Raw genomic sequence first — 22,077 nt, 5'->3', positions numbered from 1 at the left:
CTCCCAGGGCCTCGACCAGTTCGTGTACGCAGCGGTCGTGCTCGCGCAGTTGCAGCACGATGGCGATGCGGACCGGGGCGGCCAGCGCGCGCAGCAGGTCGCCTGCCTCGGCGAGGGTGTGCGCGGCGCGGGTCGGGGCGGGCGCGGGGGCCGCGCGTTCGGGGGAGTGCTCGCCGTGCAGCTGTACCGTCATGGCGGCGCACCTCACCTGGTAGGGATTTTCACAACCAATTCTACGGTGATGACGACCAGTACCAGCAGGACCACCACGCGCAATGTGCGTTGAGCTGGGGAAAGTACCTTCCAGGTGGCCGCCAGCAGCACGCCGGCACCGATGATCAGCACGCCCAGCAGGGCCGCGCCGACCGTTCCGCCGACGAGCACGCCGGTGACGAACAGCCCGAGCACTAGAACGAACGCGACCACCGGGCGGACGCGCGCGAGAGGGCCGTCGCCGGGCAGGAGAGGGCGCTTGGAGGTCACCGTGCCATCCTTGCACCGTGCTGCTGGTGTGCCGTTTCCGCGTATCCGACCCCGAGACTTTTACCTCGCGCGTTGAGCAGGCGTTGAAGCTCCTGACCGCGCAGCCGGGGTGCGAACGGGGCACGCTGGCGCGGTCCACCGACGAGGACGACCGGTGGGTGCTCACGGTCGAGTTCGAGTCCGTGGTGGCCTACCGGCGGGCGATGTCGCCGTTCCCGGTGCGCGAGCACGTGATCCCGTTGCTGTCCGAGGCGCTGACCGACGAGCCCGCCATGTACGAGCCGGCGTTGACCAGCGTGGACGGCCAGGTCGAGGAGCACACGAGTCTGCTCGCCGAGGACGCGTTCACGGTGCGGCTCGGCGAGGCGGCGGGGCCGGCTAAGCCTCGCTAGCGATCTTGCGCATCTCCTCGAGGAACTCCTCGTCGGAGCCTTCCGGCAGCAGTTCCAACGCCTCGCGCGCGGCCTGGGCGGCTTCCGCGGGACGGTCGAGCCGGTGCAGTGTCTTGGCTCTGCCGTAGGCCGCGTACGGAGCGGGCGTCTTCTCGAACGCCTCGAGCGCGGCGTCGAAGCGCTCGTTCTCGAAGTGGTGCCAGCCGAGGTTGTTGTAGAGCGGCCCGAGCCAGTGCTCCAGCTCCGGGTGCTCCTCGATGAGGTCCAGGCCGACCTGGGTCCACTTCTCCGGGTCGTCGACCAGCGCGACCATGTGCGCGGCGTCGGCGGCGAGCCACAGGTCACCGTGCTTCTTCGCGAGCACGAACGACGCCACGAACAGCGGCTGGGCCTTCTCGGCGTCACCGCCGGAGCGGAAGAGCCGCCCGCGTTCGAGCAGCGCGCGCACCCGGCCCGTGCCGTCGGCGTCGGCGAGCACGTCCGCCTGGTCGACGAGAGCGTGTCCCGCGGCGAAGTCCTCCCGCAGGCCCTCGACGCGGGCGAGCTGGGTCAGCACCTCCGCGCGCTCGTCGTCGGTCTCCACGTCGTCGAGCAACGCGCGGAACCTCGCCTCGGTGCCGTCCAGGTCGGCGAAGTCCCACAGCTCTCGCAGCCGGTCTTCCATTCGTGCAGCGTAAGGCTCCGGTCGCCCGTTCGGGGCGCAACGTGACGGGCTAGGCTTGGGCCCCCGATTCTCATTCCCCCGATGGAGTTCCCGTTGGCCGCCGATCGCATCGAGACCGTTGTCAGCCTCTGCAAGCGCAGGGGGTTCGTCTACCCCTGTGGGGAGATCTACGGCGGTACCCGCTCGGCGTGGGACTACGGACCCCTGGGTGTCGAGCTCAAGGACAACATCAAGCGCCAGTGGTGGAACTTCATGGTCCGGGGCCGCGAGGACGTCGTGGGCCTGGACTCGTCGGTGATCCTGCCGCGTGACGTGTGGGTCGCCTCCGGTCACGTCGAGGCGTTCGTCGACCCGCTGGTCGAGTGCGAGTCGTGCCACAAGCGGTTCCGCGCGGACACGCTGTCCGAGGAGTACGCCGAGCGCACCGGCAAGGAGATCGCCGAGGGCGACGTGTCGGACGTGCCGTGCCCCAACTGCGGCGTGCGCGGCCAGTACACCGAGCCGAAGATGTTCAACGGCCTGCTCAAGACGCACCTCGGTCCGATCGAGACCGAGGAGGGGCTGCACTACCTGCGCCCGGAGACCGCGCAGGGCATCTTCACGAACTTCCTGAACGTGCAGACGACGTCGCGCAAGAAGCCGCCGTTCGGCATCGGCCAGATCGGCAAGTCGTTCCGCAACGAGATCACGCCCGGCAACTTCATCTTCCGCACCCGCGAGTTCGAGCAGATGGAGATGGAGTTCTTCGTCGAGCCGGGGACGGACGAGGAGTGGCACCAGTACTGGATCGACGAGCGCACGCGCTGGTACACGGACCTCGGAGTGTCGAAGGAGAACCTGCGGCACTACGAGCACCCGAAGGAGAAGCTCTCCCACTACTCGAAGCGCACCGTCGACATCGAGTACCGCTTCCAGTTCGGCGGCCAGGAGTGGGGTGAGCTCGAAGGCATCGCGAACCGCACCGACTTCGACCTCACCACGCACTCGAACCACTCGGGCGTCGACCTGTCGTACTTCGACCAGGCCACGAACTCGCGCTACAAGCCGTTCGTCATCGAACCGGCCGCCGGTGTCGGCCGCCCGATGATGGCGTTCCTGCTGGAGGCGTTCACCGAGGACGAGGCCCCGAACGCCAAGGGCGGCGTGGACAAGCGCGTCGTGCTGAAGCTCGACCGCCGTCTCGCGCCGGTGAAGGTCGCGGTGCTGCCGCTGTCGCGCAACGCCGACCTCTCGCCGAAGGCCCGCGACCTGGCGACCGCGCTGCGCCGCAACTGGAACGTCGACTTCGACGACGCCGGTGCGATCGGCCGCCGCTACCGCCGTCAGGACGAGATCGGCACGCCGTTCTGCGTGACGGTCGACTTCGACACGCTCACCGACCTCGCCGTGACGGTGCGGGAGCGCGACACGATGTCGCAGGAGCGCGTGGCGATGGACCAGCTCGAGGCCTACCTGGCCGCTCGCCTGATCGGCTGCTGAGCGGGCGCGTCGAGCGCCGCGGTGGGACGCTCGGCCGATGATCGTCATCGGCCGGGGTGAGCCGCCGCGGTGGGTGTGGGTGTCGGCCGCGCACGTCCGGCAGGTCAGAGCGCGGCTCGCGCTGACGGGCCTGCCCGTGATCGGTGCGGCGGTGGTGCTCGGGATCTCGCTCGTCGTGGTCGGGCTCGCCCTGCCGAGCGCGGAAAGCCCGATCAACGTGATCGGCGTGCTGATCGCCGGGATCGCCGCGTTCTGGGCGCTGCTGTCCGGGCTGGGCCTCGCGACCGCCTGCTCGTGCGCTCAGGGCGAGCACGTGGACGTGAACGGCGCTCGCCTGGTGCGTCGCCTGCTCGGCGTGTGGTGGGGCGGTGCGATCGTCTGCGTGCTGATCGCGGGCTTCACCGAGGTGATGGCGCCCGCGCCGGTCACCGTGTGGACGGTGGTCTACCTGGTGTTGCTGGTCGCGGTCGGTGGGGCGGGAGGGGTCGCGTTCGTCGTCTCAGGCACCATCTTCGGGCGATTTCGCGGGTAGGGCCGGGCTCGTCGTCTGAGGTCAGCCGTTGACGCCGAGCTTCGCCAGGACGGCCTTGGTGACGGCGTCGATCGACTGCCGGGCGGTGGTCCAGGAACCGGTCGGGTTCGTGGTGAGCACGGCGACGGCGTAGCGGTTGTCCAGGACGCCCGCGCTGTGCAGGTAGACGTCGCTGGGCAGGTAGTACATCCAGCCCTGCTTGGCGTAGATCCCGGTGATGCCGAGCAGGCCGAACGCCTGGTCGAAGCCGTCGGCGGCGGTGGCCGGCGCGGACGACAGCGCCGCGACGATCGTGTCCCGCACCGGTGAGCCGAGGATGTACTGGTAGAGCCGCACCATGTCGTTCGCGGTGATGACGACCTCACCCCACTGCGACGGGTCGTCCGGGGCGTGGGTGCCGGTCAGGCCGGCTTCGGCGGCGACGCGGCCGATCGCGTCCATGCCGTCGAACCTCGTCCACAGCACGTCCATCGCGTCGTCGTCGCTCGCGCTCAACGCGCGGTGGATCAGGTCCTCGTCGTCGTCGGAAAACGGCTGTTGCAACACGTCTACGGCGAGGATCAGCTTCGACAGCGACGCCGAGTAGAACGGCTGGTCGCCCTGCTCCGAGACCACCTGGCCGGAGTCGAGGTCCATGACGGCGACGCCGACGTCGGACTTGCCACCCGCCGCGGCCGCGGCGGTCAGATCCGCCGCCGACATATCGGATATCGCCGACGGTTCGGCGGTCACCGATATATCAGGACTGGTATGCGATATATCGGGGTCAGGCTCGGATGCTGGATTGGATTCTGGATTCGTATCCAATATATCGGGACCGCGCGATATATCAGTTGAGGGCTTCGCGTGCGCCAGGCACGGCGAGGCGTCCGGAATGGCGAAAACGCCCGCCGCGAGGAGGATGATCAGAAGCCAGCGCACTCCTCCAAGTTCCGTGTCACAGGAGCCTGGTGTCGAGCTTTTCCTCCTGAGCGGTTGCTGAAGCTTCCTCCCTGACCACGACATACGCGCCCGAACCGGGGCGTTCCGTCACCGCCTCGACGAGCTCGGTGCCCCGGTACAGCAGGCCGACGCCGTCGTCGGTGCAGTAGGTCGTCGGCAGCACCCCGGCGGCGACGGCCTCGTGGATCTTCGGGCGGCGCTGCTCCTCGGAGTCGTAGTGCACGCCGTTGCCGTAGGGCAGGAAGCCGAGGCCGTTCGTGACGATCCGCAGGTCCGGGCCGAACGAGTCGGTGGCGCCGCCCGCGTGCCAGCAGATCGAGCCCGCCGACACGCCGCTGAGCACCACACCGGCCTCCCACGCCTTGCGGAAGATCGCGCCGAGCCCGTGCACCTCCCACACCGCCAGCAGGTTCGCGACCGAGCCGCCGCCCACCCAGACGACGTCGTTCGACAGCACGTAGCTCTCGAGGTCGTCGGTCGGCGGCATGGTGAACAGGTTCAGGACGGACACCTCGACGCCCGCGATGCTGCCCGCTTCCGCCATGTTCGCGTTCATCGCTCGCTGGTCGCCGCCGGCTGTCCCGACGTAGCAGAGCCGCGGCTTGCGGCCCTCGACGCCGGCCAGATCCAACGCGAAGTGGATCAGCTTGCCGAATTCGACGAAGGTCCGGTGACCGGAGCGCAGGCCGCCGGAGGTGGCGAGGACAGTGGGCTGCTCAGCAGGCATGACCATGATCCTCGCAGGGGCGTCAACGCAGGGTCGTCAAACAGGGCCCGCCCGGTTCTGGAAGCATGCATGGGGTGCGGACCCCACCCCTCAAACCACTGGCCAGGATTCGTCGGATCGTGCTGCGCTTGTTTTTCGGAGCGCTGATCGTCGGTGTGCTCGTGGTGGGCGGCACGGCTTTCCGGGTGTGGCAGGTCGCGCGCGTCGACGACTGGACGAATGCCGATCTGGCCGTCGTCCTCGGCGCCGCGCAGTACAACGGCGTCCCGTCCGACGTGCTCGAAGCCCGGCTGGAGCACGCCCTCGGCCTCTACAAAGCGGGCGTCGTCGGGTACATCGCCACGACCGGCGGCCGCCAGCCCGGCGACAACTTCACCGAGGGCCAGGTCGGCAAGCTGTGGCTGGTCAAGCGCGGGGTTCCCGAGGACCGCGTGCTGCAGGTCGGCGAGGGCGCGGACACGCTCGGCTCGCTCAGGGCCGTCGCGTCGGTCGCCAAGGAACGCGACCTGAAGACCGCCGTGATCGTCAGCGACCCTTGGCACTCGCTGCGTGCCCGCACGATGGCCGAGGACGCCGGTCTGCACGCGTGGACGTCGCCGACCCGCAGCGGCCCGAACGTGCAGACGCGTGAGACGCAGTGGTTCTACATCAAGCGCGAGACCGGAGCGTTGCTGTACTACCGCCTGATGAAGGCGCACGCCGGCGTGTTCGACGAGCTCAGAATGCCTAAAATCGGCTGATGGGATACACCGGCCACGACGAGGAGCGCCTGCTGCCAGAAGGCCCGAAGAGCGGCGCGTTGCCGGGTGCCCGCAAGGACACGCGCACGCCGTTCTCCCGGGACCGGGCCCGCGTGCTGCACTCCGCGGCGTTGCGCCGGCTCGCGGGCAAGACCCAGGTCGTCGGTCCCGGTGAAGGCTCCGAAGTCACCGGTGTGCCGCGCACGCGCCTCACACACTCGTTGGAGGTGGCGCAGATCGGCCGTGGCATCGGTGAGGAACTGGGCTGCGATCCGGACATCGTCGACACCGCCGGCCTCGCGCACGACATCGGGCATCCGCCGTTCGGGCACAACGGCGAGAGGGCGCTGAACGAACTCGCGGGTCCGTGCGGTGGCTTCGAGGGCAACGCACAGACGTTCCGCATCCTCGCCCGCCTGGAGCCGAAGACCGCGCACGGACTGAACCTCACACGCGCGGTGCTCGACGCGTCGACGAAATACCCGTGGACGCGCACGCCGGGCATGGTGAAGTTCGGCGTGTACGACGACGACCTCGAGGTGTTCGACTGGATGCGCGCGGGCGCACCGGAACGAGCGCAGTGCATCGAGGCACAGGTGATGGACTGGTCCGACGACGTGGCGTACTCGGTGCACGACGTCGAGGACGGCGTGCTGGCCCACCGCATCAGCCTCGGCGCGCTGGCCCGTCCCGACGAACGCGGCGCCATCGCGTCACTCGCCGCGAAGACGTTCTCCGACGAGTCCGTCACCACGCTCGAAGCCACCGCCGAGGAACTCCTCACGCTGCCGGTGATCGCGTACTGGACGGACCACGAGTACGACGGCTCGCTCGGCGCGCAGGTCGCGTTGAAGAACCTCACCAGCGAACTGGTCGGCAGGTTCGCCTCGGCAGCCGTCACCGCGACCCGCGAGGTGCACGGTGACGGCTCGCTCACCCGCTACTCGGCGTCGCTGGAGATTCCCCGGCAGGTGGCCGCGGAAGTGGCGCTGCTCAAGGCGATGGCCGTCCGGTACGTGATGAGCGACCCTGCCCGCCTGGCCATGCAGGCGCGGCAACGCGACCTGATCGCCGACCTCGTCACCCGGCTGATGGAGCGCCCGACGCTGCTCGACCCCGCGTTCCGCCCGGTGTTCGCCGCCGCTTCCTCTTACGCGGCACGGCTTCGCGTCGTCGTCGACCAGGTCGCCCTGCTCACCGACGCGCAGGCCGTGGCCTGGCACCGCGCATCGGCGTAGCTTCGAAGGCATGGCGGACGAATCCAGACCGCCAGGCCGAAGATGGCCATGGCGCAGACCAGCCAGAGAAGCCGTGCCCGTGGGCTTCGACGACCGCGGGGATGACGACGACGGTAGCGCCGGTGTGCGCGAACCCCGTCACCCCAAGCCTCTCGGGCCGATGGGAGGAGCGGGGGAGCGGCCCGTCCCGGAAGATCCGATCGTGATGTCACTGCCAGATCCACGCCAATAGGGGAGTTCCCGTGACCGATCAGGCCGACTTCGCCCTGAACATGCACCGCGTCGCCGTACCTGATCCGTCCATCAACGCGTGCTGGTCACCGTTCTCGGTGGCCAGCGCGCTCGCGTTGGCCCGCGAGGCGGCCCGCGGCGAGACCCGTGCCGAGCTCGAGGCGTTCCTGGCCGGCTTCGACCCCTCGGACGCGCTGGACGTGCCGGAACTGGCCGTCGCGAACACCCTGTGGGCCGACGACTACCTGAAACTGAACCCGGACTTCTCGCTGACCTCCTCGGTGCGCCGCACGGCGTTCTCCGACCCCGCCACGGTCCGCAAGCTGGTCAACGCCGACGTCGCCGAGACCACCCGCGGCCTGATCCCCGAACTGCTGACGGAGCCGCCGTCCGCGATGGCCGCGGCGATCATCGTCAACGCGCTGTACCTCAAGGTGGGCTGGCTCAACCCGTTCGCCGCCTGGGACACCGCGGACCAGCCGTTCCACGCGCCCGGCGGTGACATCTCCGTGCCAACGATGAAGGTGACCGAGAAGTTCCGCTACGCCCACCGCAACGGCTGGCAGACCGTCGTGTTGCCGGCGGACTCCGGTGTCGAGGCCGTGATCCTGCTGCCGGACACCTCGCTGGAACAGCCGCTCGACCCGTCGGTCTTCCAGGCCACGAACCGGGTGAACCTGGAGCTGTCACTGCCCAAAGTGGACGTTCGGGAGAAGTTCCAGCTCAAGGGTGTCCTGGAACGGCTGGGGGTCCGGCGCATGTTCGCGCGCGACGCCGACTTCAGCGGGCTCTCGCCGGACGAGCGGCTGTTCGTCGACGAGGTGATCCACGAGGCCGTGCTGCGCCTGGACGAGGAGGGGCTGGAGGGTGCGGCGGCCACGGCGATCACGTTCCGGACGGTGTCGATCGAGATCCCGGCAGAGCCGATCGTGGTGAACGTCGACCGGCCGTTCCTGCTGGCCGTGCGGCACGCCCGGTCCGGCGCGGTCTACTTCCTCGCGCAGGTAGCCCGTCCGTGATCATTTTCTGGCCGCATTCGCCCTGATGGGCGAGCGTTTCGCGCGGCGAGATCATGATCATGGCTTTACCGTTCCAGGCATGACCCAGCACGGTGCCGGCGAGCAGATCGTGGTGCTCGCCACGGCGGGCGCCACGCGGATCACCTGCTTCAGCGGCGTCACCATTCCCGTCCTCCTGCGGACCGAGTGCTACTCGAAGGCACTGGCGAGCGCGCTGGGTCTCACCCCGTCGCCGGACCTGCAGCGCGACGGCGTGCTGCCGCAGTGCGTGTTCTTCATCCACGAGTACGCGCTGCGCACCGTGGTGGGCAACAACCGGCTGATGGAGGACCAGGTCCTGCACCTGCTGTTCCACGCGCCGTCGATCCGGATCGTGCCGGCCAGCGCGGGCGGGGCGGCGGCGGTCGGGCTGGACTACGCGCTGATCCAGTACGAGCACGAGCCGCCGCTGGTCTACCTCGCGAACTGGGCGCTCGTCAGCGACGCGGCGACCGTCGAACGGGCCGTGCTGGTCTTTCAGCGCATGCACGCCGTCGCGCTCGACAACGAGCGTTCACGCGACCTGCTCATGGAGTACGTGGCCGTGTACGACCGTTAGTTCGGCGTGTTGCGACGCAGGAACAGCCGCATGCCGTCCTCGCCGGGCAGCGCGCACAGCAGCAGTCGGACGTTCTGGTGACGCACCGGCACCGCACACGAGTCGCCCGCCAGCAATGTCCCCGCCAGCAGGCCGGCCGACTCGTGATCGATGTCCAGCACGAAGTCGTTGCTCATGGATGGACCCTATGAGCTGGCCGCCTCGCAACCCAGTCACCCAAAGGTGTCACATTCTGGCTGTCACGTTCTGCTGGGCTGCCTCGTCCACACGGCATGACGAGGATCCAGGGAGTCACCAAGAAGGACGCGGGCCTGCTCACGAAGGCCCTGTACTGGTTCGCGCGCAGGGAGTTCGGCGCGGTGCCGGAGCCGGTCACGGTGATGGCGCACCACCCGAAGCTGCTGATCGCGAGCGGCCGGCACGAACTGGCGGTCAAGAAGGCGGTCCACGGGCCGTTGTTCGAGCTCTGCGTGTACCGCACGGCCGTGAAGCTCGGCTGCTCGTGGTGCGTGGACTTCGGCGCGATGCTGATGAAGCACGGTGGCCTGGACATCGAGCGGTTGAAGCACATCGACTCGTACGCCACTTCGGAACTCTTCACCGACCTCGAACGCAAGGCGCTCGCCTACGCCGACGCGATGACCGACACGCCCGTCAGCGTCACGGACGAGCAGGTCGCCGAGCTGGAGAAGCTGCTGGGACGCAAGGAACTCATCGCGCTGACCTACCAGATCGCGCTGGAGAACCAGCGGGCGCGGTTCAACAGCGCGTTCGAGATCAAGGACCAGGGATTCACCAGTGGTGACGCCTGCCGGGTGCCGACAAAATAGGCAAGTGGAGAAGATCACCCTGACGGGTGCGCAGGAGACCATGCTCGCCACGCTGTACGGCCGGGCGCTGGACAGCGGGCGGGCCACCTCGGTGCTGCACGACGACGAGGCGCAGCGTGCGGTCGACCGCATCGACTACGACTTCAGCAAGACCGGGATGACCACGACGACCGCGGTCGGCGTCGCCATCCGGGCGAAGACGCTCGACGACTGGACGCGGGACTTCATCCGGCGCAACCCGTCGTGCACCGTGCTGCACCTGGCCTGCGGGCTGGACACCCGCGTGCACCGGATCGAACGGCCGGACAGCGTGCGGTGGGTCGACGTCGACATGCCGGACGTCGTCGCGTTGCGGCACAAGCTGTTGCCCGTACCGAGCGGCGACTACCGGCTCGTGGCGTCGTCGGTCACCGAGGACGCGTGGCTCGCGGAGGTGCCCGCCGATCGCCCGGTGGTGGCCGTCTTCGAGGGGCTCTCGATGTACCTCACGCAGGCGGAGGGCCACGCGTTGATCAGCCGGATCACCAGCCGGTTCGCCGCTGGTGAGCTGTTGTTCGACGTCTACGGCTCGTGGGGGATCAAGCTGCAGAAGCTCGTTCCGGCCGTGCGCAACGCCGGGGCGACGTTGCACTGGGGTGTCGACGATCCGCGCGAGATCGAGACGCTGCGACCCGGACTGACCACTGTGGACGCCTGGCGCAGCGTGGATCTGCCGCACCTGGACGCGTTGCCCAGGTCCGGCAGGATTCAGATGAAGGTCGTCAGCGCGATCCCGAAGCTCCGCGACGTCGGGAAAGTGCTGCGAATGCGGTGGTGATCAGGGACTCCGGTCAGAACGCCACGTGCGTGAGCTTGTCCGGGTTCGCGATGTCGTAGACGGCCACGACCTTGCCCTCGTGCACGGTGAACGACGTCACACGCGCGGACACCTCGCCGTACGCGGGAAGGGCCATGCCGAGTTCGCCGTTGACGAACACCGGCCGTTGCTCCTCCGGATAGCCGTACTTGCGCATCAGGCCGAGGAAGAAACGGGCCACCTTGTCCGCGCCGGTGATCGTGTTGACCGCGGTGCGCACCTTGCCGCCGCCGTCGCCGATCATCACCGCGTCCGGATGCAGCAGTTCGAGCACGCTGTCGATGTCCCCGCCGGCCATGGCGCGCAGGAACTTCTCCAGCACCTCCTGCTGCTCCGCCAGCGCGGCGCGGGGCGGTGGCTCGGCGTCCGCGACGGCCTTGCGGGCGCGGGAGGCGTGCTGGCGCGCGGAGGCCTCCGAGACCTGCAGCACGTCGGCGATCTCGTTGAACGGCAAGGAGAACGCGTCGTGCAGCACGAACGCGACACGCTGGTCCGGGGTGAGCCGGTCGAGCACGACCAGCGCCGCCATGCGCACGCCGTCGTCCCGCACGACGGACGCCAGCGGGTCCGCGTCCTCACCGGTCGTGAGCAGCGGTTCCGGCAGCCACGAGCCCACGTAGGTCTCCCGGCGCACGGCCGCGGACCGCAGCCGGTCGAGGCAGATGCGGCTCACCACGGTCGTGAGCCAGCCGCGCAGATCCCGGATGCCCTCGGCCGCCGAGAAGCGCAGCCACGCCTCCTGCACGGCGTCCTCGGCGTCGGCAACGCTGCCGGTCAGCCGGTACGCGACGCCCATGAGGTGCGTTCGATGAAGTCCGAAGTCGTCGGCCGCGGTCACGGGTGGCAGTTTGCCAGGGGATTAGACTCGGGGACGTGGCAGGACGCATCAGGGAGAGCGACATCGCGTTGGTGCGTGAGCGCAGCCGAATCGACGAGGTGGTCGGTGACCAGGTCTCGCTGAAGCGGGCCGGCGGTGGCGCACTCAAGGGGTTGTGCCCCTTCCACGACGAGAAGACGCCGTCGTTCAACGTGCGCCCGTCGCACGGCACGTTCCACTGCTTCGGCTGCGGTGAGGGCGGCGACGTGATCGCCTTCGTGATGAAGGTCGAGCACCTGTCGTTCGTGGAGGCCGTCGAACGGCTCGCGGACCGGGCGGGCATCCAGCTCGTCTACGAGGGCGGCGGCGCCACGATCCAGCGCGACCGCGGCACCCGCAGCAGGCTCATCGAGGCGCACAAGGCGGCGGCCGAGTACTACGCCGAGCAGCTGGCGACGCCCGAGGCGCAGCAGGCACGCGAGTTCCTGGCCGAGCGCGGGTTCGACGAGGCCGCGGCGCGCCAGTTCGGCTGCGGGTTCGCGCCCGGCGGCTGGGACAAGCTCACCAAACACCTGCTGGGGCGCGGGTTCGAGCTGCCGGAGCTGATCAAGTCGCAGCTCACCAAGGAGGGCAAGCAGGGCCCGATCGACCGGTTCCACCGGCGGCTGCTGTGGCCGATCAAGGAGATCAGCGGCGACGTCGTCGGGTTCGGCGCGCGGCGGATCTTCGACGACGACCCGATCCAGGCGAAGTACCTCAACACCAGCGAGTCGATGATCTACAAGAAGTCGCAGGTGCTGTTCGGGCTCGACCAGGCCAAGCGGGAGATCGCGAAGCGCAAGCAGGCGGTCATCGTCGAGGGCTACACCGACGTGATGGCGATGCACCTGGCCGGCGTGCCGACGGCGGTCGCGTCGTGCGGCACGGCGTTCGGCACCGACCACATGAACGTGCTGCGCAGGCTGCTGATCGACGACGACGTGAACGGCGAGGTCATCTTCACCTTCGACGGCGACGAGGCCGGCCAGAAGGCCGCGCTGAAGGCGTTCGACGGCGAGCAGCAGTTCTCCGCGCAGACCTACATCGCGGTGGCGCCGGACGGCATGGACCCGTGCGAGCTGCGGCAGGCCAAGGGCGACGTGGCGGTGCGCGACCTGGTGGCGCGGCGCACGCCGTTGATCGAGTTCGCGATCAAGGCGCAGCTCAAGGCGTACGACCTCGACTCCGTGGACGGCCGCGTCGAGGCGTTGAAGAAGATGGTGCCGTTCGTCGCGCAGATCAAGGACCGCGCCAAGCGGGACGGGTACGCGACGCGGCTCGCCTGGTGGGTCGGCTGGGACGACGAGGCGATGGTCGTGCGCCGGGTCCGGCAGGTCTCCGGCGGCAAGGCGCCCGTCGCTGCGGCACAACGCGTCGACCCGAACCAGATGGCACTGGGCGTGGAGGTCGACGGACCGGCCCGGCCGAACCCGCGCGACCCGCGACTGCTGCCCGAGCGCGAAGTGCTCAAGGTCGCGCTGCGGCTGCCCGAGTACGCCGGCCCGCTGTACGACTCGCTGCCCGACGAGGCGTTCACGGACCCCGCGTACGTGGCGCTGCACCGCGCGATCCGCGCCGCCGGTGGCGCGTCCTCCGGGCTCGCGGGCACGGCGTACCTGGACGCGATCTCGCAGGCGTGCTCGCACGCGTCGGTGCGGTCCGTGCTGACCGAGCTCGCGGTGGAACCGTTGACCGTCAAGCAGAACGACGAGTTCCGCTACGTGTCGATGGTGATCGCGCGGCTGCAGGAGGTGCAGGTCGGCAAGCAGGTCGAGGACGTGAAGTCGCGGCTGCGCCGGTTGTCGCCGATCAAGGACGCCGACGAGTACCGGTCGCTGTGGGGCGACCTGGTGGCGCTGGAGGAGTACCGCAAGGCGCTCCTGCAGCAGAGCGCTGGAGTGCTGTAGTGGGGCTGTTTCGGCGGTTGTTCGGCTCTGGTGCGCCGGACGGGTTCACCGGCACGTTGGAACCCGACGAGACGGTGATCGCTTTCGCACCCGTGCAGGACGGCCATCTGGTCGTGACGTCGCTCGGGCTGTGGGTGCCGGGGCCGCGCCGGATCGGGTGGCACCTGATCAGCAAGGTGAAGTGGGAAGGCGCGCTGCGGGTGGTCGAGGCGACCGAGGCTTCGACCGAGGGGCCGGTCGTGCTGCTCGAAGACCTTCCCGCGCAACGGTTCGCCGTGGACGACCCCGGCCGCGTGCTGCGGGCGATCAGTCAGCGCGTGGAGGGGTCGATCCGGCACCGCGAGCGCGTCGAGTCGCCCGGTGTGTGGATCCTGCAGCGCAAGATCCCCGGCCAGGACGGCGTCGTGTGGCAGGCGCGCGGGGACGCTGGAGTGGATCTCGCCTCCGTGCGGGAGGCCGTTTCGGCGTTCGCCGCGAGGCTTGCGGGCTAGCAGTACGCGTGTACTGTTAGCCGCATGTGGGATCCGGCGCAGTACCTGGCCTTCGCCGATCACCGGGCGCGGCCGTTCTACGAACTCCTGGCACGGGTGGGGGCCGCGGAGCCTCGCCGCGTGGTCGACGTGGGCTGCGGGCCCGGCAATCTGACCGTGACGTTGTCCTCGCGGTGGCCTTCCGCCGTGGTCGAGGCGTTCGACTCCTCGCCGGAGATGGTCGAGGCCGCCCAGGCCGCGGGAGTGGACGCGCGCGTCGACGACGTGACGACGTGGGAACCGTTGCCGGACACCGATGTCGTGGTGTCCAACGCGGTGCTGCAGTGGGTGCCGGCGCATCCCTCGATCGTGTCGCGGTGGGCTTCCGCACTGCCTTCGGGCGCGTGGCTGGCGTTCCAGGTGCCCGGCAACTACGCGGACGCCTCACACCGCTTGATCCGGGAGGTGGCCGGTCCGGGGCTGGAGCACGTTTTCCGGGCGGAGAAACCGGTTCTGGAGCCGGTCGAGTACGCCTCGTTGCTGGCTGACTGCTCCGCTGTGGACGCCTGGGAAACCACGTACGTGCAGCGGCTGTCCGGACCCGACCCAGTGCTCGAATGGGTGAGCGGCACGGCTTTGCGGCCGGTGCGCGCCGCACTGTCCTCTTCGGACTGGGAGGCGTATGTCGCGGAACTCGCGCCGCGGCTGCGCGAGGCGTACCCGCAGCGAGCCGACGGCACGACGTGGTTCCCGTTCAGGCGGATCTTCGCGGTGGCGCGAGTGTGAAGATCGTCACGCCCGAGGTGTGGCCGGAGGCGTGACGGGACGCCCGTTGGCCTCCTCCTGGTGCCGCCACGGAGCCTTCTCCGCCGCCTTCTCCGCAGCGTCCGCGGCCAGGTCTTTTGCCTGGTGGGCGGCCTCGAACGCCTTGTCCTTGGCCTGGCTCGCCGTCCGGCGCACCGTGGGGTTGGAGGTGAAGCGGTGCCAAAGGCGCACGATCTGGTCGTAGCGCTCACGTCCGGCCTTCGCGCCGAGCACGTAGCCGATCGCCGCACCGACCAAGATGCCCTTCATGCGGGTCTCCTCTCACATCGTGCCTGGTCAGGCCCTATCTTGCCGCAAAGTGGGGGGTGGTTGCAGAACCCGTTTTGCAGACCATGTAGAGTTACCCACTGTCAGGAGGAACCAAGCCTGGCAGGCAAGACACAACAGAACATTCCCCCATAGCTCAATTGGCAGAGCATGCGACTGTTAATCGCAGGGTTACTGGTTCGAGTCCAGTTGGGGGAGCTTCCCAAGACCCTAGTCCTCCGACTGGGGTCTTTTGGTTTTGGCCCCCATAGGTGACGTTGGGCGTGTGCCCCGTTTCACGAACCTCCGCCGCATCTCCTCTCTGGACCCGGTAGCCGACCACGAGGAGATCATGCGGATCTCGGCCGGCTTCGACTTCCCGTGGGACTACCAGAAGTCGTTGGAGATGGCGCTGTTCCGCACGTACTGCGTCCCGACGATCTCGGGCCTGCTGGAACGCACCGGCGAGTTCGAACGCCGTCCGCAGAAGCGTTATGACGACACCGCGGTCCTGATGGCCGAACTCGTGGAGCACGGCTACGACTCCCCGCGCGGACGTGAGGCATTGCGAGTCGTCAACCGGCAGCACGGCCGTTACGACATCTCGAACGACGACATGCTGTACGTGCTGTCGACGTTCATCTACGACCCGATCGAGTGGTTGTCGCGCTACGGCTGGCGACCGTTGACCCGCAACGAACAGCTGGCCGCGTTCCACTTCTACCGCGCGGTCGGTACCCGGATGGGGATTCGTGCCATCCCGGTGGACTTCGCCGAGTTCCGGGCCTTCAAGGAGGCCTACGAGCGGTCGCACTTCGTGTTCGCCGAGTCGAACCGGCGCATCGGCCAGTACACGCTCGACCTGTTCTGCTCCTGGTACCCGTCCTTCGCCCGGCCGGTGGTCTCACGCGCCGTGGTCGCGATGCTGGACCCGCTGATGGTGCGCGCGTTCGGGTTCACCGCGCCGCCGGCCTGGGTCGGCGCGGTGGGACGGCTGGCGCTGCGCGTGCGGGCCCTGGTGGTGCGGCGCATGCCGGTGCGCCGTTCGTTGAAGCTCACTCGAGCGCGCAACCGCACGTATCCCGGCTACCCGGACGGCTACCGGCCGTCGGACCTCGGAGCGATCTCCAGCACCGCGCTCTGACCGTTCAGCGTGAAGCCCATGGCCTTGAGGAACTCGTTGCCGGGCTTGAAGTCGTCGAGCCTCGCGTGCACGTGCGTGAGGCTCGGGAAGCGTTCGGTGAGCGCCCTGACCATCTCCCGGCCGATGCCCCACCTGCGCAGATCCCGCGGCACGAGGAAGAACCCGACGCTGGCGTGGTTCGGCGCCGGATGGTCCAGCACCAGGTCGACGAACCCGATCATGCCTTCGGCCTGGGCGATCAGCAGGTGCTTCTGCTCGAACGCCACCCCCTCCGGCAACGCGTAGAAGAGGCTCTGCACGTCACCGGGCCCGGACGGGTGTCCCGTGGCAATCTGGAACCAGTCGTCGCAGTCAGCGAACAGCCTCAGCACCTCGGGCTCGTCCGCCGGGGTGAAGTCGCGGAGGGTCAAACGCACGCGTGCAGCCTATGTGTCGCTCGCCACGGGGGCGCGCAAGGCCCGTTCGGCGTGATCGGTATCCTCCACCACGCAGCGTGAGCCGGGGGGAAGTAGCTCAGTTGGTCAGAGCAGCGGACTCATAATCCGTCAGGTCGTGGGTTCGAGCCCCACCTTCCCCACCGAGTTAGTCATTGTGCGAACCACTCCGTTCGGGGCCGTATCCGCTGCTTGAGCGGGTGCGGCCTCGTCGCTGTTGCGGGGTTGGGGGATGCGGAAGACCGGGATGAGTCGGTCTGGGCCGGCGATGGTGACACTGGCGACCAGGGCTTCGACGAGGGCTTTGGTCTGGTTGTGGCTGCCCTGGTGATGATCTCGGCGATGTGGTTGGCCACCGCCGTGAGCGTAGCGGGTACGGGTGTGGTGGGTTCGTCGTCGAGGGCCAGGGTGAGCTGGTTGCGGCGGGTGCGTAGTTGCTTGGTCTTTGCGCGTAGCTCGGTGAGCCGGTCGGCGACGAGTTCTTCGTCCATGGTGCCGCGTTCGAACGCGGTGAGGTGGTGGTCGATGGCTTGCCCGGTTTTGGTGATCTGGTTGTCGATGGTGGTGAGTTCGGCGTGCCGGTCGGCGTTGGCTGCCTGGTGTTGTTTCTGTTCGTGGGCGATGGCGTCGGCGATGAGCGCATGCTGGGTGCGGTAGAAGGTGGCCAGGGCGTCCAGGACGGCGGCGTCGACGGCGTCGGCGTTGAGGCGTTTGAAGTCGCATTTGCTGGCGTCGTAGCGGGCCAGGTTCCAGCAGGTGTAGTAGCGGTAAGTGCGGTTGCGGCCGGTGGCGCGGGTGCCGATCGTGGCTTTGCCGCACTTCGGGCAGCGCAGACGGCCGGTGAGCACGTAGTCGGAGCCAGAGGCGGCGCGGTGGGCATGGGACTCGCCGCGGGCGTCGAGAATGGCTTGGGCCTGCTCCCACACGGTGAGGTCGATGATGGGGACGTGGGTGTCGGTCACGGTGGTCTCCCGGAACGTCAGTTCGCCAAGGTAGACACGGTTGTTCAGGGCGCGGAGAACTTGGTACCCGGACCATTTGCCGCCACAGCTGGTGCGGTGGCCCCGGTCGTTGAGGATCTTGGCGATGGCGCGGGAACCGAGCCGATCCTTGGTGTAAAGGCCGAAGATCAGCCGCACGATCACCGCTTCGTGCTCGTCGACGACGAGTGTGTGGTTGGTTTTGTCTACCTGGTAGCCGAAGGGACGCCTGCCGCCCTTCCATTTTCCTTTGGCGTGCTTGCGTTCCATGCCAGCGATGACGCGGTCGATGATGGTGTCGCGTTCGAACTGGGCGAACATGCCGAGCATCTGCACGAGCATGCGGCCCATCGGGGTGGAGGTGTCGAACGGTCCACCCGAGACATCTAGTGAGACCGCCGCCGAGACCACGAGACCCGTTGCGAGACTTGATGTCTCGCTGGTCTCGCCGTGGTCTCGATGTCTCGTCTCGGCTTGTCTCCATGTCCCGGCGTGGTCTCGCCAGGTGCGAGACCACAGTAGACGGCTCGACGTAACAACGGGTCCAGATTCTCCGTGCTGCGCAAGAAACGACGGGCCGAAGCCAGCACACTGGCACGACCGTCGCTGTCGTTTCTCATGGGTCACGTCATCGTCGGTCACCTCCTAACGGCAGGCGGAAGCGTGCGGGAACCCTTGGCTGGACTGGAATTCAGGCTGCCCAGCGTGGCCGCTGCGCATCTGGTCGAGCCGGGGATCCCGGCGCGCGGTACACGTCGTCGTCCGTGTCGTCGTAGAGCGTGACGTCGTCGAGGTCGTCATCGTCATCCGCATAGCCCGCCGGGGTGGCCGGTTCGGGCCGGGTTGTGTTGATGCGGCGCGACATCTCCCGGTCGTCGGGGTCGAACGCAGCTTCGTTGAGTGGCTGGTCGGTGTTCGAGGCGTTGTGCTCGACGGAGGGGCCACGTTGCGGTAGCTCGGCCAGCCTGTGCCGGAGCGGCACGCTGTCGCCGCCCTGCGGCGTCCACAGGCCCCAGACCGGCCCCGCCGGGCCGTCGGTGTTGCCGAAGCCGTTGTCGTCGCGAGCTGCGGTGGCGATCACGAAACCAGGACCGCCACCGATGAGGGCGCGGCGCAGGGCCGCCCGCAGGGCGATCTCCCGCCTGCTGGAGTGCACCGAGAACAGCAGCACACCGAAGGCATCGGTCGGGAAGGTGGCGTAGTCGTCGAGTTTGCCCATGACCTTCGGCAGGGACTCGGTGCCGGTGTCGTGTTCGAGGAAGAACCGCACCGTCCGGCCGTGTTCTTCCCAGCAGCCGTAGCCGTCTGGGCGTAGCCGGATGTCCCGGCCACCGCCCAGGTACTTCCAGAAGAACTCGGTGCAGCGGCGTTCGGACCACCACTGCGTCAACCCGCTCACCTCACCATCGCGGCCCGCCTCGCGCAGCCGGGCGGGGTTGCGACGAGCGGCGAGCGTGCAGAAGAAGTCGTTCACACCGAGCTGGTGATCCAGCTTCGGCCACAACGCGAGCCGTTCCAGGCTCTCGGTATACCCCTTAGGCGCGGGCGGCTTCTCCGCGCGCTGCGCCGCGATCAACCGTGCGCCGAGGTAGCCCAGCGCGTAACGCGTCTGGCTCGTCCCGCCACGCGAATAGGACTCGCGAAAAGCGATCACCACCCCCAGCTTCCGCAACTGCCGTAGCCGATCCTGCGCACGCCGCACCGACAAGAACTCGATCGCCGCGATTTGGTTCGTGGTGAGCACCTTGTGCTCGGCTAGCAGTGCCAGCAAACGTCGGTCCCGGTTGACCAGCCGGAACCACAGGCCCGAGTCTGGTTCCCCGGCCCGCCGGCCGCTGCGCCCCGCGCGGCCCCGATGTGCGGATGGGTGAGGATCACTCCTCAGTCGGCCTTCCGCACGCTCCCGCCGATACTATCGCTGACCAGCTCTTTTAGCGGCAACAGCCCCGGCGGATGGTCGGCGGATTCAGAACGCCGAGGCTCCGCTGACCCATCCGCTGGACCCGACGCCGCCCCACCCGCACCGGCGACATCACGACCGCAGGCACGCTCGCCATCGTTCATCATGATCATCGCCGCCTTCCGTTCGAAGCGGCCGGGAACTCCCCAGCACCCCTCAACTCCGGATTTCGGCCATGTTTTTGACAGCGGTGACCGAGATGTGATTCAACCGTTGCGGTGCGTGATATGTCTGGCGCGGCAAGTGGTGACCACGATCGGCTGTCCTTCCATCATGGGACAAGCTCGTACATCACTCAACTGCCGATTTCCCGCACGATTTCGGACACGAGTCAGGTCAGCCGGGATCAATTCGTCACCTCCGCTGCTCGCCGATGCCGTACTCAACAGGCAGATCTGAGGTGGTCAATCTGAGTCGGGGTTCCTGCGATGTTGTTGTGAGCTTGCCGCCGTACCCGTCGGCGAGACCGTTCAGGTGCGTGGCGGCATCGGTCACGCTGTCGGTGTGCTCGTCGTGTCGCCCGTCAGCGAGATCTTCGTCGAGTTGTGGCCGGTAACGCTCTGCTGATGTGCGTTCGACTGGCAGTATGGCGGCCGGTCACGCATCGTTTGGGTCGGTGCGAGAAGCAAGGGGTGGTCAGGGGTGCCGGGGGAGATCGTCTGTTCGTTCGCGGCGCTGGACGTGCTCGGTGAGGCGTTGCGGATCAATGTGCGGCGGTTCCCGTTCGTCGTCCCGCACCACGGCGCGACGCGGGAGGACCGTCTCCGGCTGGTCGAGGCGGTGCACCGGGACCTGATTGACCGGGGACTGGTTCGCGACGGCGAGTTCGCGCCGGAACTGGTGGAGGCGCTGCACGTGTTCGCTCGCGGACATCTGATGATCGCGCTGGTTGGCACCATCGGCGACACGCAGCCCGCGGCCCTCGCGGTAACCGACGACCGCACGGGTGTGGTCGCGGAACAACAGGGCGAAACGATCGCCTTCTGGCTCTGCCAGCCCGACGCGGCCGTGCCCGCTCTGGTGCGGCTGCTGCCTCCGATGCGCCCTGGTCCGGGAGTCTCGGTCACGGTGACCGACACCTCAGCACCCAAGGGCAGGCGGCGGGCGGACGACGACTTCTCCGAACACACCTTCAGGACCCCAGTGAAGGCCACCGCGCCGTCGCCAGCCGGGCAGCGAGCGGCGGCCGAGGAGATCCTGCGCCGTCCCCGGCTCGGTGCCGGGTACCTCCAGGTCTCGACGCGTGGCCGCAACGGGCAGGAGACCGAGTTGGGGACGATCAACTACCTGGACACCGATGTCGGGCGGTACGCGGTGATCCCCACCGCCGGCCAGGACGGACGGCTGGCGGCGACATACACCCCTGCTGACCAGGCCGCTCTCGACCGTCAGCTGAACCGGATCATCGACTCGCACCGGTAACCGGGGAACCTGTGGCGTGAGCGGTGCAGCGGATCCGGCGGACACGGCAGCGACTACTTGTTACCGTGAGACGACGCAGCGTCAGGACTGCTGCGGAGCGTTTCAGGGGAGGATGATCGACTGTGCCGGAGGCGTTCTTCACCGGTATGCGGGGCATCAGCGACTCGGTGGCCAGCTTCTCGGCCTCGGTCGCCGCCGGTGTCGGTGTCAACGAACATGGCGGCCAAGCTCTGATCAAGGCCATCGACAAGATGTACGACGGGGTGACGAAAGCCCTCCGAAAGGCGGACCGTCTTAGCCAGGAGCCGCCGCTGGGGACGACACCGGCCGCGCAGGTGTACAAGCCATTCCTGGCCAGCATCGCCACTGACCCAGCGCAGGGCTTCATCACCGCCGCGACGAAGTTCAAGCAGGAACTGGAGCAGATGCGCTCCGACGTCGAGAAGGCGATGGCTGCCTACCAGACCGCAGACCAGGACGCCAAGCAAGGCATCACCAAAGCCGGTGGCCCAACTCTCTCCGCCTGACCAATCAGGGAAGCAACACGTGAACTCTCGGACCGTCTTGACCAGCCTGGCCGCCGCCGCACTGGTCGCCCTCACTGCATGCACTGGATCGACCACCGGTGATCCCAAACCCACACCGAACACCGGTGGCTCCACCTCTAGCGAGGACACCCGCAGTTCGACCAGTTCGCCGACCTCGACCAAGGCAAGCGGCTCTCTGGCGGATACGGACCCGTGCAGCCTGCTTTCTAAGAGCGAGGCCGAACAGGTGATGGGAACGCTGAAAGAGGAACCCAAGCCGGAGAAGATCGGCTCTGCAAGGGGATGCGACTACTCCGCGAACCTAGCTGGCTTCTCGGTTGATATTCGGACGAATGTGGGACTGGCCGGTGTGCAGGCGCCTGGAGAGGTGACTGATGTGACGATTGGTCGGCACCAAGCCAAGAAGTTCGTGGCGGCTGGTGGCAGCTGCATCGTCGCCGTGGGCGTGACGTCATCGTCGCGGGTCGACGTCACCCTGAACGGTCAAGGTGATCCCTGTCCGCGTGCGTTGCAGATCGCTGAGCTGGTCGAGCCGAAGTTGCCGTAGCGGCTGT

General features: G+C 68.1%; 26 protein-coding genes, 2 tRNA genes and 1 pseudogene. 18 read left to right on the top strand and 11 right to left on the bottom strand.

Going from position 1 to position 22,077, the window contains the following annotated elements:
- Positions 1-193, bottom strand: a pseudogene (locus B0F77_RS27640) (ArsR/SmtB family transcription factor); the annotation flags it as partial.
- A gap of 11 nt (positions 194-204) precedes the next feature.
- Complete coding sequence (locus B0F77_RS27635; RefSeq protein ID WP_245848710.1) at positions 205-483, bottom strand: hypothetical protein; 279 nt, start codon at positions 481-483, stop codon at positions 205-207.
- Positions 484-500: 17 nt separating this feature from the next.
- Here B0F77_RS27635 and B0F77_RS27630 point away from each other — a divergent pair, with 17 nt between their 5' ends.
- Complete coding sequence (locus tag B0F77_RS27630; protein WP_086665900.1) at positions 501-875, top strand: antibiotic biosynthesis monooxygenase; 375 nt, start codon at positions 501-503, stop codon at positions 873-875.
- Here B0F77_RS27630 and B0F77_RS27625 read toward each other — a convergent pair.
- The gene (locus B0F77_RS27625) at positions 862-1,539 is read right to left on the bottom strand and encodes a hypothetical protein (protein ID WP_086665899.1); all 678 of its coding nucleotides are present in this window, start codon (positions 1,537-1,539) and stop codon (positions 862-864) included. The genes B0F77_RS27630 and B0F77_RS27625 overlap by 14 nt on opposite strands.
- Before the next feature lie 93 nt (positions 1,540-1,632).
- Here B0F77_RS27625 and B0F77_RS27620 point away from each other — a divergent pair, with 93 nt between their 5' ends.
- Together B0F77_RS27620 and B0F77_RS27615 are read left to right on the top strand one after the other, a co-directional pair.
- Positions 1,633-3,018 carry a glycine--tRNA ligase gene (locus B0F77_RS27620; RefSeq protein ID WP_086665917.1) on the top strand — a complete coding sequence of 462 codons (1,386 nt, stop codon included), beginning with the start codon at positions 1,633-1,635 and terminating at the stop codon, positions 3,016-3,018.
- A 37-nt stretch (positions 3,019-3,055) separates the two neighbouring features.
- Positions 3,056-3,550 (top strand): hypothetical protein, encoded by a 495-nt coding sequence (locus tag B0F77_RS27615; protein ID WP_086665898.1) that lies wholly within the window; start codon positions 3,056-3,058, stop codon positions 3,548-3,550.
- A 21-nt stretch (positions 3,551-3,571) separates the two neighbouring features.
- On the opposite strand, the gene B0F77_RS27610 is transcribed toward B0F77_RS27615, so the two are convergent.
- Both B0F77_RS27610 and B0F77_RS27605 read right to left on the bottom strand, forming a co-directional pair.
- Entirely contained in the window at positions 3,572-4,471 is a 900-nt protein-coding gene (locus B0F77_RS27610) for a serine hydrolase (RefSeq protein ID WP_158102840.1), read from the bottom strand.
- A 16-nt stretch (positions 4,472-4,487) separates the two neighbouring features.
- Positions 4,488-5,219 (bottom strand): Type 1 glutamine amidotransferase-like domain-containing protein, encoded by a 732-nt coding sequence (locus B0F77_RS27605; protein ID WP_086665916.1) that lies wholly within the window; start codon positions 5,217-5,219, stop codon positions 4,488-4,490.
- Positions 5,220-5,284: 65 nt separating this feature from the next.
- Between B0F77_RS27605 and B0F77_RS27600 the strand changes: the two genes are divergently transcribed.
- The 4 genes from B0F77_RS27600 to B0F77_RS27585 all read left to right on the top strand — a co-directional run bounded on the left by B0F77_RS27600 (position 5,285) and on the right by B0F77_RS27585 (position 9,045).
- Positions 5,285-5,959, top strand: a complete 675-nt coding sequence (locus B0F77_RS27600) for a YdcF family protein (RefSeq protein ID WP_086665896.1) — start codon at positions 5,285-5,287, stop codon at positions 5,957-5,959.
- Positions 5,959-7,197, top strand: coding sequence for a deoxyguanosinetriphosphate triphosphohydrolase (locus tag B0F77_RS27595; protein ID WP_086665895.1), 1,239 nt, complete (start codon positions 5,959-5,961; stop codon positions 7,195-7,197). Before B0F77_RS27600 ends, B0F77_RS27595 begins: the two co-directional genes overlap by 1 nt.
- A 242-nt stretch (positions 7,198-7,439) precedes the next feature.
- A complete protein-coding gene (locus B0F77_RS27590) occupies positions 7,440-8,447 on the top strand; it encodes a serpin family protein (RefSeq protein WP_086665894.1) in 1,008 nt (335 codons plus the stop codon).
- A gap of 79 nt (positions 8,448-8,526) precedes the next feature.
- Positions 8,527-9,045 (top strand): Scr1 family TA system antitoxin-like transcriptional regulator, encoded by a 519-nt coding sequence (locus B0F77_RS27585; RefSeq protein WP_086665893.1) that lies wholly within the window; start codon positions 8,527-8,529, stop codon positions 9,043-9,045.
- Here the strand turns inward: B0F77_RS27585 and B0F77_RS27580 are convergent.
- Positions 9,042-9,221 (bottom strand): hypothetical protein, encoded by a 180-nt coding sequence (locus tag B0F77_RS27580; protein ID WP_030472123.1) that lies wholly within the window; start codon positions 9,219-9,221, stop codon positions 9,042-9,044. The two genes, B0F77_RS27585 and B0F77_RS27580, sit on opposite strands and share 4 nt — an antisense overlap.
- A 96-nt stretch (positions 9,222-9,317) precedes the next feature.
- On the opposite strand from B0F77_RS27580, the gene B0F77_RS27575 reads away from it, so the two are divergent.
- Both B0F77_RS27575 and B0F77_RS27570 read left to right on the top strand, forming a co-directional pair.
- On the top strand, positions 9,318-9,875 hold the full coding sequence (locus B0F77_RS27575; protein ID WP_086665892.1) for a carboxymuconolactone decarboxylase family protein: 558 nt from the start codon (positions 9,318-9,320) through the stop codon (positions 9,873-9,875).
- Positions 9,876-9,879: 4 nt separating this feature from the next.
- Positions 9,880-10,692, top strand: a complete 813-nt coding sequence (locus tag B0F77_RS27570) for a class I SAM-dependent methyltransferase (RefSeq protein WP_245848706.1) — start codon at positions 9,880-9,882, stop codon at positions 10,690-10,692.
- 13 nt (positions 10,693-10,705) lie between these two features.
- Here B0F77_RS27570 and B0F77_RS27565 read toward each other — a convergent pair whose 3' ends face one another.
- The gene (locus B0F77_RS27565) at positions 10,706-11,578 is read right to left on the bottom strand and encodes a sigma-70 family RNA polymerase sigma factor (RefSeq protein ID WP_425435729.1); all 873 of its coding nucleotides are present in this window, start codon (positions 11,576-11,578) and stop codon (positions 10,706-10,708) included.
- 26 nt (positions 11,579-11,604) lie between these two features.
- Here B0F77_RS27565 and dnaG point away from each other — a divergent pair, with 26 nt between their 5' ends.
- Genes dnaG through B0F77_RS27550 form a run of 3 tightly spaced genes read left to right on the top strand, consistent with a single transcriptional unit; the run spans position 11,605 to position 14,750 of the window.
- Positions 11,605-13,494 (top strand): DNA primase, encoded by a 1,890-nt coding sequence (gene dnaG, locus B0F77_RS27560; RefSeq protein ID WP_086665890.1) that lies wholly within the window; start codon positions 11,605-11,607, stop codon positions 13,492-13,494.
- Positions 13,494-13,985, top strand: coding sequence for a hypothetical protein (locus B0F77_RS27555; protein WP_086665889.1), 492 nt, complete (start codon positions 13,494-13,496; stop codon positions 13,983-13,985). The genes dnaG and B0F77_RS27555 overlap by 1 nt, the downstream gene beginning before the upstream one ends.
- Positions 13,986-14,009: 24 nt before the next feature.
- Positions 14,010-14,750 (top strand): trans-aconitate 2-methyltransferase, encoded by a 741-nt coding sequence (locus B0F77_RS27550; protein ID WP_086665888.1) that lies wholly within the window; start codon positions 14,010-14,012, stop codon positions 14,748-14,750.
- A 6-nt stretch (positions 14,751-14,756) separates the two neighbouring features.
- Here B0F77_RS27550 and B0F77_RS27545 read toward each other — a convergent pair whose 3' ends face one another.
- Entirely contained in the window at positions 14,757-15,038 is a 282-nt protein-coding gene (locus B0F77_RS27545) for a YtxH domain-containing protein (RefSeq protein ID WP_086665887.1), read from the bottom strand.
- A 143-nt stretch (positions 15,039-15,181) separates the two neighbouring features.
- Between B0F77_RS27545 and B0F77_RS27540 the strand changes: the two genes are divergently transcribed.
- Together B0F77_RS27540 and B0F77_RS27535 are read left to right on the top strand one after the other, a co-directional pair.
- Positions 15,182-15,254: transfer RNA gene (locus tag B0F77_RS27540), tRNA-Asn, on the top strand.
- 67 nt (positions 15,255-15,321) lie between these two features.
- Positions 15,322-16,179, top strand: a complete 858-nt coding sequence (locus B0F77_RS27535) for an oxygenase MpaB family protein (protein WP_245848705.1) — start codon at positions 15,322-15,324, stop codon at positions 16,177-16,179.
- Here B0F77_RS27535 and B0F77_RS27530 read toward each other — a convergent pair.
- On the bottom strand, positions 16,134-16,595 hold the full coding sequence (locus B0F77_RS27530) for a GNAT family N-acetyltransferase (protein WP_086665886.1): 462 nt from the start codon (positions 16,593-16,595) through the stop codon (positions 16,134-16,136). The genes B0F77_RS27535 and B0F77_RS27530 overlap by 46 nt on opposite strands.
- 86 nt (positions 16,596-16,681) lie before the next feature.
- On the opposite strand from B0F77_RS27530, the gene B0F77_RS27525 reads away from it, so the two are divergent.
- Positions 16,682-16,756, top strand: a tRNA-Ile gene (locus tag B0F77_RS27525).
- A 9-nt stretch (positions 16,757-16,765) separates the two neighbouring features.
- On the opposite strand, the gene B0F77_RS27520 is transcribed toward B0F77_RS27525, so the two are convergent.
- On the bottom strand, positions 16,766-17,935 hold the full coding sequence (locus B0F77_RS27520; protein WP_245848703.1) for a recombinase family protein: 1,170 nt from the start codon (positions 17,933-17,935) through the stop codon (positions 16,766-16,768).
- A gap of 349 nt (positions 17,936-18,284) precedes the next feature.
- On the bottom strand, positions 18,285-19,364 hold the full coding sequence (locus tag B0F77_RS27515; protein ID WP_245848701.1) for a replication-relaxation family protein: 1,080 nt from the start codon (positions 19,362-19,364) through the stop codon (positions 18,285-18,287).
- An 831-nt stretch (positions 19,365-20,195) separates the two neighbouring features.
- Between B0F77_RS27515 and B0F77_RS27510 the strand changes: the two genes are divergently transcribed.
- The 3 genes from B0F77_RS27510 to B0F77_RS27505 all read left to right on the top strand — a co-directional run bounded on the left by B0F77_RS27510 (position 20,196) and on the right by B0F77_RS27505 (position 22,070).
- Entirely contained in the window at positions 20,196-20,975 is a 780-nt protein-coding gene (locus tag B0F77_RS27510) for an ESX secretion-associated protein EspG (protein ID WP_158102839.1), read from the top strand.
- Positions 20,976-21,097: 122 nt separating this feature from the next.
- Entirely contained in the window at positions 21,098-21,502 is a 405-nt protein-coding gene (locus B0F77_RS48090; protein ID WP_158102838.1) for a hypothetical protein, read from the top strand.
- A 19-nt stretch (positions 21,503-21,521) separates the two neighbouring features.
- Positions 21,522-22,070, top strand: coding sequence for a DUF3558 domain-containing protein (locus B0F77_RS27505; protein ID WP_158102837.1), 549 nt, complete (start codon positions 21,522-21,524; stop codon positions 22,068-22,070).
- Positions 22,071-22,077: the final 7 nt, after the last annotated feature.

Source organism: Lentzea kentuckyensis, assembly GCF_002150765.1.
GTDB lineage: Bacteria > Actinomycetota > Actinomycetes > Mycobacteriales > Pseudonocardiaceae > Lentzea > Lentzea kentuckyensis.
This window is presented reverse-complemented; position numbering and strand designations above follow the sequence as displayed.

Bases quoted from the DNA above. Each gene is read 5' to 3' on its own strand.
- B0F77_RS27625 (WP_086665899.1), bottom strand. From the start codon at position 1,539: ATGGAAGACCGGCTGCGAGAGCTGTGGGACTTCGCCGACCTGGACGGC.
- B0F77_RS27615 (WP_086665898.1), top strand. From the start codon at position 3,056: ATGATCGTCATCGGCCGGGGTGAGCCGCCGCGGTGGGTGTGGGTGTCG.
- B0F77_RS27605 (WP_086665916.1), bottom strand. From the start codon at position 5,219: ATGCCTGCTGAGCAGCCCACTGTCCTCGCCACCTCCGGCGGCCTGCGC.
- B0F77_RS27600 (WP_086665896.1), top strand. From the start codon at position 5,285: ATGCATGGGGTGCGGACCCCACCCCTCAAACCACTGGCCAGGATTCGT.
- B0F77_RS27595 (WP_086665895.1), top strand. From the start codon at position 5,959: ATGGGATACACCGGCCACGACGAGGAGCGCCTGCTGCCAGAAGGCCCG.
- B0F77_RS27585 (WP_086665893.1), top strand. From the start codon at position 8,527: ATGACCCAGCACGGTGCCGGCGAGCAGATCGTGGTGCTCGCCACGGCG.
- B0F77_RS27580 (WP_030472123.1), bottom strand. From the start codon at position 9,221: ATGAGCAACGACTTCGTGCTGGACATCGATCACGAGTCGGCCGGCCTG.
- B0F77_RS27575 (WP_086665892.1), top strand. From the start codon at position 9,318: ATGACGAGGATCCAGGGAGTCACCAAGAAGGACGCGGGCCTGCTCACG.
- B0F77_RS27550 (WP_086665888.1), top strand. From the start codon at position 14,010: ATGTGGGATCCGGCGCAGTACCTGGCCTTCGCCGATCACCGGGCGCGG.
- B0F77_RS27545 (WP_086665887.1), bottom strand. From the start codon at position 15,038: ATGAAGGGCATCTTGGTCGGTGCGGCGATCGGCTACGTGCTCGGCGCG.
- B0F77_RS27520 (WP_245848703.1), bottom strand. From the start codon at position 17,935: ATGCTCGTGCAGATGCTCGGCATGTTCGCCCAGTTCGAACGCGACACC.